Genomic DNA, 18,127 nt, shown 5'->3' on the forward strand with positions numbered 1-18,127 from the left:
AGGGCTGCCGACCCTAACTCGGCGGCCGACTATCTGACGTCGGCGTTCAAGGACTGCGATGCCAGGTTGCGAACACGATCAGCAGACCGCCCACCAGAGCAGTGGACACACCCTGTGCAATCAGCTGGTCCGGTTCCGGCCTGGTGATGGAGACTTCGAGGAAGCGAACGACCAATACAAGCAGCAGCGTTCCAGCCGTCTGTCTCTTCAACTGCCCGAAGGAGGTGGTTGTCAGCGAAGGCGGCAGGTCGAGGTCGTGGACGAACAACTCCCACAAGCCGAATCCGACAATCAGCAGCACAGTCGCGATCAAGATGGAGTCGATGCTCTCGAACAGTTTGACGAGCGCCTTGTCGGAGGAGAGGCCTTCGACTACGAGTAGTCGGACGAAATCCGCACCTTTTGCCAAGGCCCACATGTACGTGACGGCAGACAGGAGCAGAGCTGTCGATGCGCCGATAATGCTTATGAAACGGACCTGTTCCACGGCAAGTCGACGACCGGTCGCGCGCCTGTCCCCGGAAGGGTGCGAAGGCTGGTCGGAGTTGTCTGGCGGTGACGTCATGTTCGATCCTTCCTGGGCTGTCGGTCCTTCCTGGACTGTCGATGCGTAAACGACTCGATCAGGGGCCTCCTTGTAACGAGTACTGGTAGTACGAACCGTCTCGCCATTCGAGCTCCATCTCGACGGGCGTTGGGTATCCGCGTGCCCCATAGATGTCGTATCCCAGCGGCCACATGTGGCCTTTCACTTCCCACTCGATGCCCTCCCTGACGGGGAGATTCGTGGAAGGCGGAAAACTGCTTGGCTTGTAGTTGCGGCCTGCCACCGAAATGTTCGGAGGCGGATCGAGAAACCACGACACAGAGTGGTAAGTCTGCGCAAACCAGGCAAAAAGTACAGCCGCAAACATGAGCGATACCCCGACGACGGCAACCAGTTTCAGCTTCACCGGCATCCTCTGTGAATCGGTCGGATCGGGCATAGGCGACTTTTTCGCATTCGTGCGCAACGGTTTTCGAATGACCAGCATCTGCGGTGATGAAAATCGCCACGGTTCACCGTTGTTTATACATGGCGAGCCGTACTGTTCGGCGACTTCCCCTGCGCATCGACGCCGGCCATGAGGGCTGGCGGACCTGACCGGATAGCCGGGTTTTCAGACACCGGGGTCGTGAACGGAACCGAGATCGGTCGGAGAGGATCGCAACGCGTCGGCGAGCATATGCATCGCCGCGGTGGTGGACAGCGCACGCACACTTGCTCGGTCCCCTGGGAGATGAAGAGTGCGGGTGACGGTCGGTCGGCCGGCGACGGCAATGGCGAAGCAGACGGTGCCGACCGGCTTGGTCTCGGTTCCTCCGCCTGGTCCGGCGATGCCACTGGTCGACACTGCGATGTCGACGCCCACTCGTTTCAGTGCGCCTTCTGCCATCAGGGCCGCAACCGGTTCGCTGACGGCTCCGTGCTGGTCGAGGATGTCGGTGGGGACGTCGAGCAGGCCGGTCTTCGCCTCGTTGGCGTAGGACACCACCGCGCCGATGACGTACGCCGACGATCCTGCGCGATCGGTGAGGCGTGCAGCGATCATTCCGCCCGTGCACGATTCGGCGGTGGCGATTCGATGGCCGGACAAGCGTGTCGCAACGATATCGTCGATGGTGGATCCGTCGGTCGAAAAGACCTGTGCACCATGATGTTTGTCGACGAGAGCTGCGAGATCGGTGTACGCGGCTGCGGCCGACTCCGCGTAGCGGGTCACCATCTCGAGCTCTCCGAGCCGCAGGCAGGTGGTGATCTCCAGATCACCGAATCCCGGGATCTCGCTTTCTGCCGTTCGCAGTGTTGCGGCGAGATCGGCCTCGGAGAGTCGGTAGCCGCGAATGGTGTCCTGACGCATCTGCGTGCGGCGGGCCAGTACCTCGGCGACGGGTGCGCTGCCGATTGCCTCCGGCCACATCGCCTGCAGTTCGCGAGGCGGGCCCGGCAATATCAGAACTGCGGGCAGCGACCTCGAACCGTCCGCCGGTATCGCGACCCCCGGAGCTGTTCCGGTCGGTGAAATCGACTGCGCACCAGCAGGAACCATGGCCTGTTTGCGGATACCGGCCCGTAGCGGCTCGGAGTCGGCTGCAGAACTGAGCCGGCTTCGCCACCGCTTCACGATCGCGTCGATGCGTTTCTCGAGCTCGACGTCCAGTTGCAATTCGCGGCCGTACAGCGCGGCCACGGTTGGGACGGTGAGGTCGTCGGCGGTGGGACCCAGACCTCCGGTGGTGACGATCAGGTCGACGCGCTGATCGGCGAGAAACCGAACTTGCGCAGTCAGATCGCCCGGTCGGTCACCGCAGACGGTGATGTGAGCAACGTCGACCCCCATCTCGAGAAGTTGCCGAGCCACCCACGGGCCGTTTCGGTCGGTGACTCGACCAGCCAGTACTTCCGTTCCCGTGACCACCACACCTGCTCGCACAGTCATTCTTCGACCTTACTGACTTCGCGTACGCCGGTGACTTTTGCGGTCGGCCCGGGTCCAACAACTGACACCGACCATTACCGAGGAGACAGTCATGACCACCACTCACACCCCCACGCCGGGGAAGACCGCCCCGCGGATCGGCCTCGTTCTACGGATTCTAGTGATCGCCTTCCTCCTGTTCGACGCGATCAGCCACATCCTGAACTTGCAGGTGGTCAAAGACGCGTCCGTCGACCTCGGCCTGCGCGACGAGATGGCACCCATCACCGGCTTCGTCATGCTGGTCATCCTGGTGCTGTACGCAATTCCTGCGACGTCGATCCTGGGAGCCGTCGTGCTCACCGGGTATCTCGGCGGCGCGGTGCTGACCAATTGGCGTGTCGAGAAGCCTTTGCTGAGCACGGTGTTCTTCGCGATCTACGTGGGGATCGCAGCGTGGGCAGCGCTGTATCTGCGGGACGAGCGCGTTCGTAGCATCATCCCGCTACGCAGAACGTAGATATCCCGGTTCACGCGGGTACCGTCGTGGGATGCCCCATGCGCGTGGCGCGGTCTGGTCCGTCCTCCAAGGGGGCGTGGTCCTCGTTACGGGGCTTGGAGGCCACTTCCCGCCCTGCCCCAGTTGGACAATTCATCAAGCGCGGCTGTGCGGTATCTGAGCGTGCCGAGCGCACATAAGCTGCAAGGATGATCGGACGACGTCTGGGCCTGACCGCCTTCGTTGCGGTGCTGTCGTCGTTCGTCGCCTGCGGAGTCGTGACCGCTCCAGAACCGCGCGCGGTCGCCTCGATCGGCTCGGTCGATGCATTCGCGTGTGCATTGCCGCAGGACGTTTCGTCGTTTCTCGCAGCTCCACCTCCTCAACCGCCTGCGGTACCTCGCCCCTCACGAGGAACGGTTCCGGACACGTTTCACCCGGTCAAGGCCGTCGTGTGCGATTCGTACATCGGACCGCGGGTGGACGCAGACGGAACGGCAACGTACTTCGAGCGAAGCTATGCAGGGAATTTCGAGGCAGCGATCAAGGAGATCAACGCACCGTCTTCGCGCCGAACACCTCCCTTCATGTGTAGTACCTACAGCCTCCCCATGCGACTCGACATGTGGCTCGTCGACGTGCATGGGCAGGCGGTGGAGCCGTCATACCCGTTGTCCGACTGCGGCTTCGAAAACGCGCTCGGACTGCATGGAATGGCGATGCTCGCGGAAGTAGAGGCCGTCGAGCACGAAGTCCGGATCGATACAGCAGGCGTTTCGTATTTGTTCAACTGTTCACCCGTCTACACCGCTCCGGCCGCGGGTGATGCAACCGGAATCGATTCGACTGCATACGGATCGTCGTCGTTCTGCCTGTTCGACCTGTCGGGGCCCGTTCCCATATTCCTCGGTGCACAGAGGAACGACAGCTCGTATTCGCTTCCCTACCGGGACTTCTTGCATTTCGTCCCGTCGGAGCCGTGCGACCGTGTCGCCACATCGGTGGCAACGACATCGTGGTCGGATTCGGTCTATACCAACGGAGCACCGGTCGATCTCGTCGTCGAACTCGACGGGTGCCAACGGATACTTGTCGACCGATACGCTCCTGTGGCTGCACCGCCGGAACTCATCGAAGTCATTGTCGAACAATGACAATCGAGGTGCACCTGCTGCAGCCCGCGTGCAGCACTACTGCATCCGGTAAGGAGAGTGCTTCCACTGCGGTGCTTGCGGAGTAAACGAAGTGAGACGACGCTTCAGTTCTGACCGTTCCCGTTCTCCGGCGGGTGTGGCACGTTCTCCTCGTCCACGTGTGCGCCTTCGACCGCGTCGGTCTCGGGGGTGTGTTCGCGTGGGCCGTCGTTGCTGCCGTGGGAGGGAACTGCGTCGGATGCATCGGTCGGCATTGTCATGGAGTCTCCACAGGGTCGAGGCGATAAGGTCGCCAACAGCTGGACGCTTCAGGTGTGCCCCGCTGAGCACAGAACTACACCCGCGACACACCTCGTTTCGTGAACGACAAGGACTGTATGAAATTGACAGGCACACGGTCCTCGGCATGGTCGACGGTTGCCGTGATCCTCGGCACGGTCACCGCAGGCACAATTGCGGCCGGCCTGTTGCACAACCCGCAGCCCGAGCCGGTCGTCATTCCAGGCTGCGCGGAGGTCGTGCAGCCCGAGGACATGCACCGGGTGAATTTCGCATTTGTCGTCGCAGGCGACGTAGACAAGTCCGAGGTGCCGTGGAGGTTCGAGGCCAAAGCTCGAGCTATGACCGATGCGCTGATCGCGGCACTGCCCACCGGGGCAGTAGTCGAACCCGATCCGCTCGCACCGGCCTTCGGTTTCGATGCGGTCGCAGTACGGCAGTCGCTCAGCGGCGACGCCGAAGCGTTCGGGACCATCACCGTCGGGAATCGGACCGGCATTCTGACAGTCACCGTCGGGCTTTCCGATCAGCCCGCCGGTCCGTGCTTCGCGGGCGTCGTCGACGAGCGCTCGACGCAAGCCGACGGCACCGTTGTCGACACGACGAACGGTACCGATACGCACCGTGCCAGTGCGAGCGCGCCCGACGGCACTCGAATCGATGTGAACGCGCGCGGCGTGTTGACGCACGAGCAAGTCGTCGATATTGCACTGGCACCCGGTCTTCGCGCGAGCGCACCCGCCTGACCAACGCCGACGGGACCGGACGACTCAGGCCGACCAGGTATGTGTTCACCGCGCATCGAATCCTGAGCGTCCAATCGGCATGAAGTGTGAAATCCACTTAGACACTGAAAGGTCCGTCCGAGGAAGTTCGCGACGCCGCGGTGTGTGTCGTGAATCTACCGACCGCTGTCGATCGGCGGACGCGCAAGTGCGACGCGATTGCGGCCGTTGCGTTTTGCGTAGTACGAAGCCTCGTCGGCGGCGGCGAGCGTGCGGTCGAACACGTTCCGCGTGGCGCGTCGATCCACCTGTGGCAGAGCGGCACCGATGCTGACGGTGATCGGGATGTCGTCGCCGGTGTTGTGGACGGCTTGCCGAAGTCGCTCTGCGAATTCGCCGAGTGTCGGCGTCGGATCCGGAACGAGGACGACGAATTCGTCGCCGCCCAGTCGTGCGACCGTTGCGTGCCGGCCGGCGCTCATGGTCAATCGCATTGCCGTCAGCCGCAACGCGACATCACCCGCGGAATGGCCGTGGTGGTCGTTGACCGACTTGAAGTGGTCGATGTCGATCAGCAGCACTGCAGGGTGGACAGCGCCGTCGTCGGTACCGATTGCTTTGGCTTCGAGGCCCCGCCGGTTCAGCACTCCGGTCAAGGGATCGGTCATCGCGTCGGACAGATGCACCCGAGAGGACTTCAACACTGCTCGCGAGAAGGCCGACAGTAGAGTGACAGCGCCGTTGATCACCATGATGGCCACCACCACTCGCAGGACGATCGATACGGTGTCGGTCGGAGTCCTTGCCAGTGCCAGGGCTCCGAGTACGAGCACGAAGACGGTGCTCCACGCGACGTGGAACCAAATCACTTTCGGTCGAGCGAAATGGGCAGCGTACGCACCGACCAGTGCAAGCAGCATTGCGCCTTGAAGCGCGGCCAGTGGGTCGGCGTACGTTGCGGTCACGGCGGTGACACCGAGTTCGCAGTACACGACGAACCAATTGTTGACGGGTGCGCGGCGGGACCACCAGTCCATCCTGAAATCGGCTTTGCTCATGATCAGTGCAACGGGAATCGTACTGATGCACACGGCGTAGGTCAGCACAGTGCCGAGGCCCTCGGTGGGGCCGTCCTGAGTGAACGTGGTGCCGATGCCGACGAGGCCGAACAGCAACGTTTGAACGACGACCCCTATTCGCAGCAGCGGGTCCGGTGTTTCGTCGTACGTCCGAGCGCCCGCCGGGCCGTCGGTGGGCGCAGATTTCGCAGGCAGTTCCCGGTGTCTACCCATAGGAACCGTCTCGCGTCATCTCCGTTCGCCAGCGCAGACCGGCTCGGATCGCATCGCCGACGCTTGCCGCGAGATCGTCGGCAGGTTGCCCCGAGTTTCGTTGTGCGTGTTCGACTTCCGGCCTGAACAGACGGTCCGGTTCGATCGAACGCCCAGCTTTCGGCGATCGACCGTCGATACCCAACCGAAAGGCCCTGGGTGGAGTCATGCGCACGGTGGGTGATCGTTCGGCGTTCGGTGGAACTGCGGAACAGTCGATGGTGAGCAGTAGTCGATCGTGGCGTACGAACGTCAGCTTGTCGGCGATCGCGACGTACAAGCCGTCGTTCGCCTGGGCACGCGTCGCCAGTCGCGTGATGACCCGACGGATGCGCTGCTGACACTGCGTCCGGTCCGAGGAAATGACAAGGGCGGCACCTGATTCAGCGGATCGTGTGCGGCGGGCCTGGTCTGTCGAGGTGGTCCGCACGGTATCGTCGCCGCCGAAATAGGTTCGGAGCAGCCAGAGTTCGGAGCTGCTCGTGCCGTCGGGCATGGTGTTCCAATCCGAGAACTGTGGGTGCACCGAACCGTGCGGTCAGGCGGAGGGGACGGCCCGGAGTCGCAGGGGCACGTTGTCGGCGAGAAAGGCCAGTTGATCTCGTATGACCGAGGAGAACAGGGGCTCGACGTACGGGTCGAAATGACCGCCTGTGTACGTACGGACTGTGGCACCACGAACCTTCGCCGCAGCGCGTTGTGCCACGGACGCCGGGGTCACCGTGTCTTCGGACGCAATCTGCACCAAAGTGGGGCAGTCGATACCGGCCATCGTCCTGCCGGGGGAGTAACGCCAAATTTTGAGCAGTATCCGGGCCGCGACGGTTTCGGGGTAGTCGCCGTCCGACAGACCGGACTCGAGGACCAAGCGGTCACGCCCTGTTATGGCGTCGGGCGAGACCATCACTGCGCGCGTGCCGGGTAGTCCGACGCTGTCGACATAGCGCGGCGATCGGCCGAGAACACTGCGGACAGTGTCGGTGATGGCGGCCGGTGCCAGCCTCAATGCCTGTCTGAACCCGGTGGCGCGAACGGCGGCAATGCCATCGATGTGAGGTACCTGGGCGACGACCGCTGCGAACCGAACCCCGTTGCCCGCCAACGTCAGTACGTGGCCGCCGGCGAAAGATGTGCCCCATCCGATGATCCGGCCTTCGTCGACCCCGTCGAGCGAGCGAGCGAAGTCGACTGCGTTTCGCCAATCGACGAGCTGCGCCTGCACGTCCAACAGCTGGCGAGGTTCGCCCTCACTGTCCCCGAAGAATCGGTAGTCGAAGACGCACACCACATAGCCGGCCGCTACGAAACGCTCCGCGTAGGCGTACAGGCGCATTGCCCGAGGACTGCCGAACCCGTGGGCCATGACGATTGCCGGCAGTGTCGCGGCAGCGGGGTTGCGGGGACGAAAGACCGTGACCGCGCATCTGATTCCGTTGGAAGAGAACGATGTCTCGGTACGGGTGAATTCGGTATGGTCGTCGGTGATCATGCGGTTGTTCCTCTGTTCAGCTGTAAGCCGTATGGATCGAAATTCATTTGAAGGGATTGAGCGTTCTGCTGAGGTGATACCCGATCCGAATCGGAATCGGTTTCGCGGCAACAGCAGTCACCTTGTTCACCATTCCGGGCACGCACACCGGCGTTCCGTTCTCGACCGCTCGCCACCCCTCGCGAACGACATCCTCGGGGTTCTGCCAGAGCATCGAAGGCAGCTTCGCCGTCGCCGTATCCCTGGTCCCCATGACGTCGTGGAACTCGCTGTGGGTGAATCCAGGGCAGAGCGCGGTCACATGAATGCCGTGCGGACGCAACTCCATATCGAGTGCTTGCGACATGTGCAGGACGTAGGACTTGATGCCGGTGTACAGCAGACTGGCTGCGGGTGGAAGCAGTGCCGCCAACGACGACAGGTTGACGATTCGTCCGTATCCCCGCTCTTTCATGCCGGGAATCGCGAGGTGGGCAAGTTCGGTCACGGCCGTGACCATCACCTGTATTTCCGCGGCAAGCGCCTCGAACGGAGCGTCCGCAAACTTCGAATTGCCGGACATTCCAGCGTTGTTGATCAGAATGTCGATGTTCACACCCAGAGCTTGCGTGCGTTCCATGATGGCGCGGGGAGCGTTGCCGTCGGCCAGGTCTGCGGCCACCACGTCGCACCGCACGCGGTGACGACGGGTGAGCTCGTCTGCCAGCGCGGTCAGCCGATCCTCGCGGCGGGCGACCAGAACGAGGTTGTGGCCCTCGGCGGCGAGGTGGCGGGCAAACGCCGCACCGATGCCTGCTGACGCTCCGGTGATCAGAGCTGTTCGTCCGGTACTCGACATCTGCCAGGCCTCCATCTCTTGAACGGTCATCAAGAACGGTAGCAGTCTCTTGATGGGCATTCAAGATAAACTCTCTGTCATGCCCAGAAACCGCGGACTGCACGACAGGGAGAGCAAGCGTGACGACATCGTCGCTGCTGCCCGCGACATGTTCGTGTCCGACGGCTTCGAGCGAGCATCGATCAGTCGACTGGCGAAGGCTGTCGGGATCACCCCGAACACGGTGTACTGGTATTTCGACGACAAGGACGACATCCTGGTCGCGGTACTGACCGCCATCGCGGTCGAAGATACGGCAGATTATCTGACCGTCGCGGACCGATCACTGGCCGATCGTTTGGTCTGGCTCGTAGAGCGGTTGCAGAGGGTGGGCCCGCTGGTGACCACGGTGCACGACCGTGTTGCCAAGTCGGCGGCAATCGAGAACTGGCACAACGGTTTCCACCACTTCGCGGAATCGTTGTTCGTAGCCGATATCGAGGCCTCGGGCCTGTCCGGTTCCGAAGCCGATGCAATGCTGCGCATCGGGACCTTCGTGGTGGAGGGGTTGTTGACGCACACTCCACCGCCGGAGGTCGCGAGAGCAGTGATCGACCGATTGGTCGAGGCCATACCTCGAGCATCGACTGGCGACGCCTCTGATTGACAACAAAGAACTTGCTTGCATTCGCGGCGGGAAATTCCATCGGTGCGCTCGGTGTCGGGAATCGATCCGGCGAACGCGCGTTCGTCGAATGCGCGCAGATTCGAGCCAGTTTTGAGGCCGATCCGCGTGCATGTGGCTCGTGCGGCGGCGTTCGCGTCGACCCGAGGTCAGGTGCGCGCACTCGTCGAACCTTGATCGTCGCCTATCTTGAACTCGATGCGTATAGCGGTTGTGGAGGACGACGACGGAGTCGGTGACGCGTTGGTGGACGCGTTGGCCGAGGTGGGGCACGAGCCTGTCCGGATGCGCCGCGGTGCCGACCTGCTGCTCGGGTACCACGGGATGGACGTGGTCCTGCTCGATCTCGGCCTGCCCGACATGGACGGCCTCGAAGCGCTTCGTAAGCTGCGGACGTTGAGTTCGGTCCCGGTGGTGGTACTGACCGCGCGGGACGACGAGCGGTCGGTGGTTCGGGCTCTGCGTACGGGCGCGGACGACTACGTCGTCAAACCAGCTCGGTTGGGGGAGTTGCACGCGCGGCTGGAAGTGGCCGCGCGGCGTCGAAGCATGTCGGGTGACGCTGCGGTCGATCGGCTCGACTCGAGCGGTGTGATCGTCGATCTGGTCGGCCGTAGTGTCGAAGTCGACGGACGCGACATCGCTCTGACCACCAAGGAGTTCGACCTGCTCGCGCATCTGGCGACTCGACGAGGTGAAGCGGTCAGCCGCGAACAGTTGATGGATGCCATCTGGGGTGACGCCTATGTGGCGATCTCGCGATCGCTCGATGTGCACATGACGGCATTGCGCGCCAAGCTCGGCCGTCCGGGGACGATCGCTACCATCCGCGGCTTCGGCTACCGCTGGGACGCCTGACGTGCGACGCCGGGTTCTCGTGGTGTTGATGATCTACTCCACTGTCGTGGTTCTGTCGCTGTCGGTCCCCCTGGGATTCTTGCTGGGGCGCGAACGAGCCCAGCGGTTCGGCGAGAATCGTGCCGCCGCTGCAACGTATTTCGCCGAACTGAGCTCCAGGGAGGACGAGTCCGGCGACGCGCGAATCCGAGAGTCGGTGCAGCGCTACAACAGTGTGTACGGCGAGGGCATCGTGGTCGTCGACCGCACCGGAGAAATCCGTGCTGCGTCCGGTCTGGACACGACGCGCCCCGACGTGCAACAGGCGGTGGCCGGTGCCCTGCGGAATCAACGTGGTCGCCTTCTGTCGAGCGTGACGCCGTGGTCGCCGTCGTCGGTCCTGGTGGCTGCCCCGGTCGGTGGGGGAACGCAGGTCGACGGTGCCGTGGTGATCGCTGCCTCCACCGATGCGGCCCGCCGGGACGTCGCGGTCGGTTGGACGGTCGTCGCCGCCGGTGCCGTGCTGATCTTGGCCACCGTGGCGGTGATCGCTGCAGCGTTGTCGCGCTGGGTCGTTCGTCCACTGACTGCGTTGTCGATGCGGGTCACCTCGTTCGGCAGCGCCTTTCACGACGGTCCACCTCTCGACGATGCGCCACCTGTGGAGACGGACGTGCACGTCGGTCCACCCGAGGTCAGGGCACTCTCGCGTGCATTCGACGCAATGGCAGAAAACGTGGAGAACGCGACCGCGGCGCAGCGCCGACTGGTGGCCGACACTGCCCACGCGTTGCGCAACCCATTGGCGGCATTGAGGATTCGACTGGACGTGCTGGGGATGCGTGTCCCCGAGTCGGCCATCGAAGCGCACCTGCGGACGACGCTCGAGGTCGATCGTCTCGACTCCGTCGTCGAGGATCTTCTCGTTCTCGCTGCTGCCGAGACGCCGACACTGCGGCGCAATATCGAATGTGACGTGCGGTTCGTGCTTGCCGACAGGGTCCAATTCTGGTCGAGTGCAACGACTGTCGCGGGCCTGACCGTCCACGTCGCGGATTCCGACCCCGCGGCCGATTATCGTGCTGAGATACCGGAGGAAGATCTGGTGCGCATGCTCGACGCGATACTGAGCAACGCCACCAAGTACGCCGGTCCGGGTGCGGACGTCGACATCGAATGCAGAGCGGACGCAGACCACGTCACGGTGTCGATCGCCGATACCGGTCCGGGTGTGATTGCCGGTGAATTACCGATGATCGTGGACCGCTTCTTTCGGGCGTCGAGCGCACACGGTGTCGGAACGGGGCTCGGCCTGGCGATCGTCCACGCTCTGATCGAACGGGTGGGCGGCCGCCTCGAGGTCGATGCGCGCCGGCCGTCCGGTTTGATCGTCCGACTGCTGCTCCCACGTCACGACGAGACCGGGTCCCTGTCCTAAGGGAGTGTTAGGAATTGCGAAACAGCTTGGTTCTGGCTGTGCCGGGCGTCACAGTAGAGGGACTTCGGTTGCCGTTCAGCGTTCGGCGACCCACCCGAGAGCTATCCGTGGAAGGACCTGCCCATGGCCAACGAGGCCACATCGACCGCTGGTTCGTCTCGCCCGAACCCGCCCGTCTCGTCTCCCGCTGCCACCCGTCGCGCCGTCTACAACACACTGCGTGGGTCGTCGGGCAACCTCGTCGAGTGGTACGACGTCTACGTCTACACCGTCTTCGCGACGTATTTCGAGAACCAGTTCTTCGACTCGGCAGACAAGAATTCGACCATCTACGTCTACGGGATCTTCGCCGTCACCTTCCTGATGCGCCCCGTCGGTTCGTGGTTCTTCGGACGGTATGCAGACCGAAACGGTCGCCGGGCCGCATTGACCTTCAGTGTCTCGCTGATGGCGGCCTGCTCGATGGTCATCGCCTTCACTCCGGGCCGGGAGAGCATCGGCGTGTGGGCGGCGGTCATGCTCATCCTGTGCCGCCTGGTTCAGGGCTTCGCCACCGGCGGTGAGTACGGGGCATCGGCGACGTACATGTCCGAGGCCGCCACTCGTGAGCGCCGCGGATTCTTCTCCTCGTTCCAGTACGTCACGCTGATCGGCGGCCACGTTCTCGCGCAGGTCACACTGCTGCTCATGCAGGTCTTCTTCGAGCGGGAGCAGATCGAGGACTTCGGTTGGCGCATAGCGTTCTTCATCGGCGGCGTCGCTGCAGTGGTCGTCTTCTGGCTGCGCCGCAGCATGGACGAGTCGTTGACCAAGGATCAGCTCGAGGCAGTTCGCAGCGGTGCCGACCAGGCGTCCGGATCTCTGAAGGAACTGGTCGGTAAGCACTGGCGCGCCCTGGTGATCTGTTTCATGGTGACGGCCGGTGGCACCATCGCGTTCTACACCTACAGCGTCAATGCACCCTCGATGATCAAGGCGGCGTACGAGGACCGCGGAATGACCGGAACGTGGATCAACCTGTTCGGGCTCGTCTTCCTGATGTTGCTGCAGCCCATCGGCGGATTGATCAGCGACAAGGTGGGGCGCAAGCCTCTGCTGGTCTTCTTCGGAGTCGGCGGCGTGCTGTACACCTACGTGCTCATCACGTATCTGCCGTCGGCAACGTCGGTGGTGCAGTCACTGGCGCTGGTCTGCGTGGGTTACGTCATCCTCACCGGCTACACCTCGATCAACGCCATCGTCAAAGCCGAGCTGTTCCCGTCGCACATCCGCGCACTGGGAGTCGGCCTCGGGTACGCGCTCGCGAACTCCGCGTTCGGCGGTACAGCCCCGTTGATCTACCAGGCTGCGAAGAACGGCGGGCACGTCGGTTGGTTCATCCTGTACGTGACGATCGTGATCGGCATCTCGCTTCTGGTCTACATATTCGTACTGCGGAACAAGACCGAGACCGTCCTCGACAGGGAGCAGGGCAAAGCCTTCGTATGACCGGCTGCGCTCTACAGTGACTGCCATGTTCCCGCCCGCACCGTCGCTCTCTCGCAGAGCGGCGTTGCGGGCGGGCCTGTCGGTGCTCGGAGTGGTCGCCGTCGGTGCTGTGGCCGGGGCCTGCGCCTCGGATCCTCCGATGCAACTGCGGTTGGCAGCGGGCGAGGTGGGCGGCTTCTTCTGGGAGTTCTCGGGCCTGCTGTCCGACGCGGCCGCCGGACTGTCGGAAGCCGAGGTCGTACCGCTCACGACGTCCGGTTCCCTCGACAACCTCGAGGCCTTGGTCTCCGGACGTGCCGAACTGGCGATGACCCTGATCGACGCCGCATACAGCCACTCGAGTCCGGACCTGGCCGCAGTCGGATGCGTCTACGAGAACTACTTCCAGGTCGCCGTGCGGGCGGACTCGACCATCACGAATGCGAGTGACCTACGGGGCAGGCGAGTGAGCACCGGCGCACCCGGATCAGGCGCGACCGTGGTCTCGCACCGGATACTCGACGCGGCCGGTATCTCGGGTCCGGACGCAATTCGGGAAGTCCAGCTGTCGATGAGTTCGGCGGCGACTGCGCTGTCCGACAACGAGATCGACGCGGTGATGTGGGCGGGTGGGTTGCCGACCCCGGCATTCGCCGACCCGCGCACCGAGATTCGGTTGCTCGATCTGGGGATGCTCGTTCCGAACCTGCGTCGTGCGTTCGGCACAGCGTACGAGGCGGTGCCGGTTCCGGCGAACGTGTACGGCCGGCACCCCGCGGTCACGACCGTCGGAATCCCGAATCTGCTGTTGGCTCATCCCGACGTACCGAACCGGGTGGTCGCCGCTGTGGTGAGCGTGCTGCTCGATCGATCGTCGGCGCTGGTCCCCGGACAGGCCATAGGCAGCCAATTTCTCGACGCACGATCACTGATCATGACGGGCGGTATTCCCCTGCATCCCGGCGCGGCGGACGAATACCGCGCTCGGCACGGGTGATCGGTGGGGCGGGAGTTCGTACCGCCCCACCGTCGATCACCTTGTCAGAGCCTCGCTGCGAGTCGGTGGTACGCCGCATTCCATCGCAGTGTTTGCTGGAATCCGCGTGTTGTGGTGCCGGAATCGATGGCGAGCAACTCGACCCCGATCATGTCCGAGAACGCCTCCAACACAGGCAGGCCGATCGCGGTACTGAGGACAGTGTGGTGCGGCGCACCGGCTGTCAGCCAGGATTCCGCCGACACGGCGAGTGAGGGCTGCGGTTCCCACACCGCGCAGGCGACGGGCAGCTTCGGCAGCGCCTCGTCGGGTTCGACGACGTCGATCACGTTGGCCGTCAACCGGAATCGCTCACCCACATCGGAGAGTCCGACGACGACGCCGTGGCCTGGGTCGGCAGTGAAGCGAAGGCGCACCGGGTCTTCGCGGCCCCCGATGGACAGGGGATGAATCTCCAGAGTGGGCCGCGAGGTGGTGATCGACGGGCACACCTCGAGCATGTGCGCGCCGAGGATTTTCTCCTCACCGGGAACCAAATGGTAGGTGTAGTCCTCCATGAACGAGGTTCCGCCGTCGAGTCCCTCGGCCATCACCTTCATGGCGCGCAACAACATCGACGTCTTCCAGTCGCCCTCACCGCCGAACCCGTACCCATCGGCCATGAGACGCTGCACCGCGAGCCCGGGCAGCTGACGCAGACCACCGAGATCCTCGAAGTTGGTGGTGAAGGCGTTGAATCCGCCGTCGGTGAGGAATCGACGTAGGCCGGCCTCGACGCGGGCACCGTAGCGAAGGGATTCGTGACGATCCCCGTCCTTGTCGAGGCTCGGTGCGATGTCGTACAACGCCCGGTATTCGTCGACGAGCTCGGACACCGCCGAATCGCTCACACTGTCGACCACCTCGACCAAGTCGTTGACGCCGTAGGTGTTGACGGAGACTCCGAATCGCAACTGAGCTTCGACCTTGTCGCCCTCGGTCACCGCCACGTCACGCATGTTGTCGCCGAAACGTGCGAGGCACAGCGACCTCAGCTCCGCGCGCCCCAGAGCTGCGCGTGCCCACTGCTCCACACGCTCGAGTACCGCAGGATTGTCGACGTGGCCGGCGACGATGGTGCGCAGCACACCCACCCGCGATTCGACGTGGCCGAACTCGCGGTCGCCGTGCGCAGCCTGATTGAGATTCATGAACTCCATGTCGATCGTCGACCACGGCAACGACATTCCGGCCTGCGTGTGCAGGTGCAGCAGAGGAACGTCCAACGCGTCGAGACCGGCGATCCACATCTTGGCGGGGGAGAAGGTGTGCATCCACGTCACGACGCCCACGCACTGGTCGGCAGCGTTGGCCTCGCGCATGCAGCGCAGGATGGACGACGCGTCGAGCAGCACCGGCTTCCAGACCACCGAGACAGGAAGGGCCGCATCGAGTTTGTCCGCGATCTCGCGGGACTGAACGGCTACCTGCTCGAGTGTCTCGGGACCGTAGAGGCCTTGACTGCCGGTGAGAAACCATACTTCGGACATGGATGTACCTCCGTGGAGAAGAAGAAAAGTGCGGCGCGCCGGTCAGCGCTGGCCGTAGACGTTCTGGTAGCGGTCGTAGAGAGCGTCGACCGAGGATCGCGGGATGGGAAGAGGCTGTCCCAGTTGGTAAGACAGGTGCACCGACCTCGCGACGTCCTCACACATGACCGCCGCTTTGACGGCGGACCGAGCAGTCGGCCCCACCGCGAAGACCCCGTGGTTCTGCATCAGAACTGCAGGAGATCGACTGTCAGCAAGGGTATCGACGATGCCTCGGCCGATCGAGTCGTCGCCGATCGTGGCGAAGGGGCCCACCGGGATGTCCCCGCCGAACTCGTCCGCGCACATCGTGGTGACGACCGGGATGGGTTCGCCTCGCGCCGCCCACGCGACCGCATACGGCGAGTGCGTATGCACCACACCGCCGATGTGATCGAGATGCCGGTAGACATAGGCCTGTGCCTCGGTGTCCGAGGACGGTGCATGGTCGCCCTCGACCACCTTGCCGTACAGATCGCACACCACCATGTTGTCGGGCGTCAGGTCGTCGTAGGAGACGCCGCTGGGCTTGATGACCATCAGATCCCGCCCGGGCACCCGTGCCGAGACGTTTCCGGCCGTCCACACGACCAGGCCGTACCGGACCAGCTCGGCGTGCAGCGCGCACACGTCGCGGCGAACTTCCTCGATGACCTCACGCACGTCGTCGACAACGGTCATCACGCATCCACCTTTCGAGCCAGCGCGTCACGCCGTAGTTTTCGAAGACGGCGCATGGTCGGAACGTCTCGTCCGAACCGGTCGTGCAGTTCCAGATAGATCTCGAAGAGAGAGTCGTAAGCTCGAGACCGCGATTCGTCCGGCACGAATGCGGCGCGTCGAACCTTGCCCATCGACTTCGACGCCACGGGCACATCGGAGTAGCAACCTGCCGCCACCGCGGCATGGATCGCAGATCCCAGGGCCGGACCTTGTGCGGATGCGATGACCGACAACGGCATTCGCAGTACGTCCGCATAGATCTGCATCAGCAGGGGATTGCGCGCCAGCCCGCCGGCCACCACGAACTCCTCGACAGGAACGCCGCTGTCGCGGAACGTCTCGACGATGACGCGTGTTCCGAATGCCGTTGCTTCGAGCAGGGCTCGGTAGGTGTCCTCCGGACGCGTCGCCAGTGTGGTCCCGATGACGAGTCCGGAGAGCTCGTGGTCCACCAGGACGGACCGATTTCCGCTGTGCCAGTCGAGGGCTACCAGTCCGTGCTCGCCCACGTCCTGTGTCTGGGCGAGCCGAGTCAGGTACTCGTGGACCGACTCGCCGGCCGCGGCAGCTGCCTCGCTGTAGGATGCGGGAACCGAAGTGCGCGTGAACCATCCGAAGATGTCGCCGACGCCGCTCTGTCCTGCCTCGTATCCGAAGGAGCCGGCGACGATGCCGCCGTCGACCACTCCGCACATACCGGGAACTTCCTTCAGGACAGTCGAACTCATCACGTGACACGTCGAGGTCCCCATGATCGCAACCATCCGACCCGGTTCCACTGCCCCCGCTGCAGGCGCGGTCACGTGCGCGTCCACGTTGCCCACTGCGACGGCGATGCCCTCGGGCAGCCCGGTCCACTCAGCGGCCTCGGCGGTCAACGAACCAGCGCGAGAACCCAACTCGCCCAACGGCTGATCGAGCTTCTCGGCGACGAAGGAACCGAAGCCCGGTGCCAGCTCGGTGAGGAAGTCCGTCGACGGGTAGTGCCCGTCCTGGTAGATGCCCTTGTATCCGGCGGTACAGGCGTTGCGCACGTAGTTTCCGCAGAGCTGCCAGACGATCCAGTCGGCCGCTTCGACCCATCGGTCCATCGCGTCGTAGATCTCCGAGTCTTCCTCGTGGATCTGCAAGGCCTTGGCGAATTCCCATTCCGAGGAGATCAATCCGCCGTAGCGAGGAAGCCAACTTTCACCACGACGCTCGGCGAGTTCGTTGATACGGTCTGCCTGCCCCTGTGCCGCATGGTGTTTCCACAGTTTGACGTACGAGTGCGGTCGATCGGCAAAGCGTGGGTCCTCGCACAGAGGGGTGCCGTCGGCGTAGGTGGGCACCATGGTGCACGCGGTGAAGTCGGTACCGATGCCGACCACCTGTTCGGGCGCGATGCCCGCTGCGGCCAGAGCGGCAGGCACCGCATGACGAAGTACGTCCCGATAGTCGTCGGGCACCTGCAGTGCCCACGCGTCGGACAGGCGGACCGTGCCGCCGGGCAGTGTTTCTTCGAGCACCGCGTGTCGGTAATCGTGGACGGCGGAGGCGATCTCGGCACCGTCGGACACTCGAACGACGACTGCGCGTCCGGACAAGGTGCCGTAATCGACCCCCACCGTGTATCGGTCAGCGTTCATGGGAACTCCCTGGTGTGTTGCGGTATGTGTG

Annotated in this window: 19 protein-coding genes; 8 read left to right on the forward strand and 11 right to left on the reverse strand. The window is 63.7% G+C overall.

The features are described 5' to 3' along the window. Positions 1-46: 46 nt before the first annotated feature. The 3 genes from ACNEOT_RS10110 to ACNEOT_RS10120 form a co-directional block, all read right to left on the reverse strand. Entirely contained in the window at positions 47-565 is a 519-nt protein-coding gene (locus tag ACNEOT_RS10110; RefSeq protein WP_415973858.1) for a YqhA family protein, read from the reverse strand. Positions 566-623: 58 nt separating this feature from the next. Further along, positions 624-1,034: a hypothetical protein gene (locus ACNEOT_RS10115; RefSeq protein ID WP_415973859.1), complete on the reverse strand. Its 411-nt coding sequence runs from the start codon at positions 1,032-1,034 to the stop codon at positions 624-626. 126 nt (positions 1,035-1,160) lie between these two features. Further along, positions 1,161-2,480 carry a competence/damage-inducible protein A gene (locus tag ACNEOT_RS10120; protein WP_415973860.1) on the reverse strand — a complete coding sequence of 440 codons (1,320 nt, stop codon included), beginning with the start codon at positions 2,478-2,480 and terminating at the stop codon, positions 1,161-1,163. 91 nt (positions 2,481-2,571) lie between these two features. On the opposite strand from ACNEOT_RS10120, the gene ACNEOT_RS10125 reads away from it, so the two are divergent. Continuing rightward, positions 2,572-2,979, forward strand: coding sequence for a DoxX family protein (locus tag ACNEOT_RS10125; RefSeq protein ID WP_415973861.1), 408 nt, complete (start codon positions 2,572-2,574; stop codon positions 2,977-2,979). Between the two features lie 188 nt (positions 2,980-3,167). After that, positions 3,168-4,112 carry a hypothetical protein gene (locus tag ACNEOT_RS10130; protein ID WP_415973862.1) on the forward strand — a complete coding sequence of 315 codons (945 nt, stop codon included), beginning with the start codon at positions 3,168-3,170 and terminating at the stop codon, positions 4,110-4,112. 104 nt (positions 4,113-4,216) lie between these two features. Here ACNEOT_RS10130 and ACNEOT_RS10135 read toward each other — a convergent pair whose 3' ends face one another. Further along, positions 4,217-4,372: a hypothetical protein gene (locus tag ACNEOT_RS10135; protein ID WP_415973863.1), complete on the reverse strand. Its 156-nt coding sequence runs from the start codon at positions 4,370-4,372 to the stop codon at positions 4,217-4,219. A gap of 117 nt (positions 4,373-4,489) precedes the next feature. Between ACNEOT_RS10135 and ACNEOT_RS10140 the strand changes: the two genes are divergently transcribed. Beyond that, complete coding sequence (locus ACNEOT_RS10140; RefSeq protein ID WP_415973864.1) at positions 4,490-5,137, forward strand: hypothetical protein; 648 nt, start codon at positions 4,490-4,492, stop codon at positions 5,135-5,137. Positions 5,138-5,292: 155 nt separating this feature from the next. On the opposite strand, the gene ACNEOT_RS10145 is transcribed toward ACNEOT_RS10140, so the two are convergent. From ACNEOT_RS10145 to ACNEOT_RS10160, 4 genes are read right to left on the reverse strand one after another with little or no spacing between them, the layout of a single operon-like run. Continuing rightward, the gene (locus ACNEOT_RS10145) at positions 5,293-6,408 is read right to left on the reverse strand and encodes a GGDEF domain-containing protein (RefSeq protein ID WP_415973865.1); all 1,116 of its coding nucleotides are present in this window, start codon (positions 6,406-6,408) and stop codon (positions 5,293-5,295) included. After that, positions 6,401-6,943 carry a hypothetical protein gene (locus tag ACNEOT_RS10150; RefSeq protein ID WP_415973866.1) on the reverse strand — a complete coding sequence of 181 codons (543 nt, stop codon included), beginning with the start codon at positions 6,941-6,943 and terminating at the stop codon, positions 6,401-6,403. The genes ACNEOT_RS10145 and ACNEOT_RS10150 overlap by 8 nt, the downstream gene beginning before the upstream one ends. Positions 6,944-6,985: 42 nt before the next feature. Continuing rightward, positions 6,986-7,936, reverse strand: a complete 951-nt coding sequence (locus ACNEOT_RS10155; RefSeq protein WP_415973867.1) for an alpha/beta hydrolase — start codon at positions 7,934-7,936, stop codon at positions 6,986-6,988. Positions 7,937-7,979: 43 nt separating this feature from the next. Then, complete coding sequence (locus tag ACNEOT_RS10160; protein ID WP_415975091.1) at positions 7,980-8,774, reverse strand: SDR family NAD(P)-dependent oxidoreductase; 795 nt, start codon at positions 8,772-8,774, stop codon at positions 7,980-7,982. A gap of 79 nt (positions 8,775-8,853) precedes the next feature. Here ACNEOT_RS10160 and ACNEOT_RS10165 point away from each other — a divergent pair, with 79 nt between their 5' ends. The 5 genes from ACNEOT_RS10165 (at position 8,854) to ACNEOT_RS10185 (ending at position 14,177) form a co-directional block, all read left to right on the forward strand. After that, positions 8,854-9,420, forward strand: coding sequence for a TetR/AcrR family transcriptional regulator (locus ACNEOT_RS10165; protein ID WP_415973868.1), 567 nt, complete (start codon positions 8,854-8,856; stop codon positions 9,418-9,420). A 216-nt stretch (positions 9,421-9,636) separates the two neighbouring features. Beyond that, positions 9,637-10,296 (forward strand): response regulator transcription factor, encoded by a 660-nt coding sequence (locus ACNEOT_RS10170; protein WP_415973869.1) that lies wholly within the window; start codon positions 9,637-9,639, stop codon positions 10,294-10,296. 1 nt (position 10,297) lies between these two features. Continuing rightward, complete coding sequence (locus tag ACNEOT_RS10175) at positions 10,298-11,713, forward strand: sensor histidine kinase (protein ID WP_415973870.1); 1,416 nt, start codon at positions 10,298-10,300, stop codon at positions 11,711-11,713. A 123-nt stretch (positions 11,714-11,836) separates the two neighbouring features. After that, positions 11,837-13,201, forward strand: coding sequence for an MFS transporter (locus ACNEOT_RS10180; protein WP_415973871.1), 1,365 nt, complete (start codon positions 11,837-11,839; stop codon positions 13,199-13,201). Between the two features lie 25 nt (positions 13,202-13,226). Next, the gene (locus tag ACNEOT_RS10185; RefSeq protein ID WP_415973872.1) at positions 13,227-14,177 is read left to right on the forward strand and encodes a TAXI family TRAP transporter solute-binding subunit; all 951 of its coding nucleotides are present in this window, start codon (positions 13,227-13,229) and stop codon (positions 14,175-14,177) included. 44 nt (positions 14,178-14,221) lie between these two features. Here ACNEOT_RS10185 and araA read toward each other — a convergent pair whose 3' ends face one another. The 3 genes from araA to araB are packed head-to-tail and all read right to left on the reverse strand — an operon-like array spanning position 14,222 to position 18,096. After that, positions 14,222-15,706, reverse strand: a complete 1,485-nt coding sequence (gene araA, locus ACNEOT_RS10190; protein ID WP_415973873.1) for an L-arabinose isomerase — start codon at positions 15,704-15,706, stop codon at positions 14,222-14,224. 42 nt (positions 15,707-15,748) lie between these two features. Next, positions 15,749-16,426 carry an L-ribulose-5-phosphate 4-epimerase gene (locus tag ACNEOT_RS10195; protein ID WP_415973874.1) on the reverse strand — a complete coding sequence of 226 codons (678 nt, stop codon included), beginning with the start codon at positions 16,424-16,426 and terminating at the stop codon, positions 15,749-15,751. Continuing rightward, a complete protein-coding gene (gene araB / locus ACNEOT_RS10200) occupies positions 16,426-18,096 on the reverse strand; it encodes a ribulokinase (RefSeq protein ID WP_415973875.1) in 1,671 nt (556 codons plus the stop codon). The genes ACNEOT_RS10195 and araB overlap by 1 nt, the downstream gene beginning before the upstream one ends. Positions 18,097-18,127 lie beyond the last annotated feature (31 nt).

The sequence above is a fragment of the Rhodococcus sp. 077-4 genome, assembly GCF_047782425.1.
Taxonomy (GTDB): Bacteria; Actinomycetota; Actinomycetes; order Mycobacteriales; family Mycobacteriaceae; genus Rhodococcoides.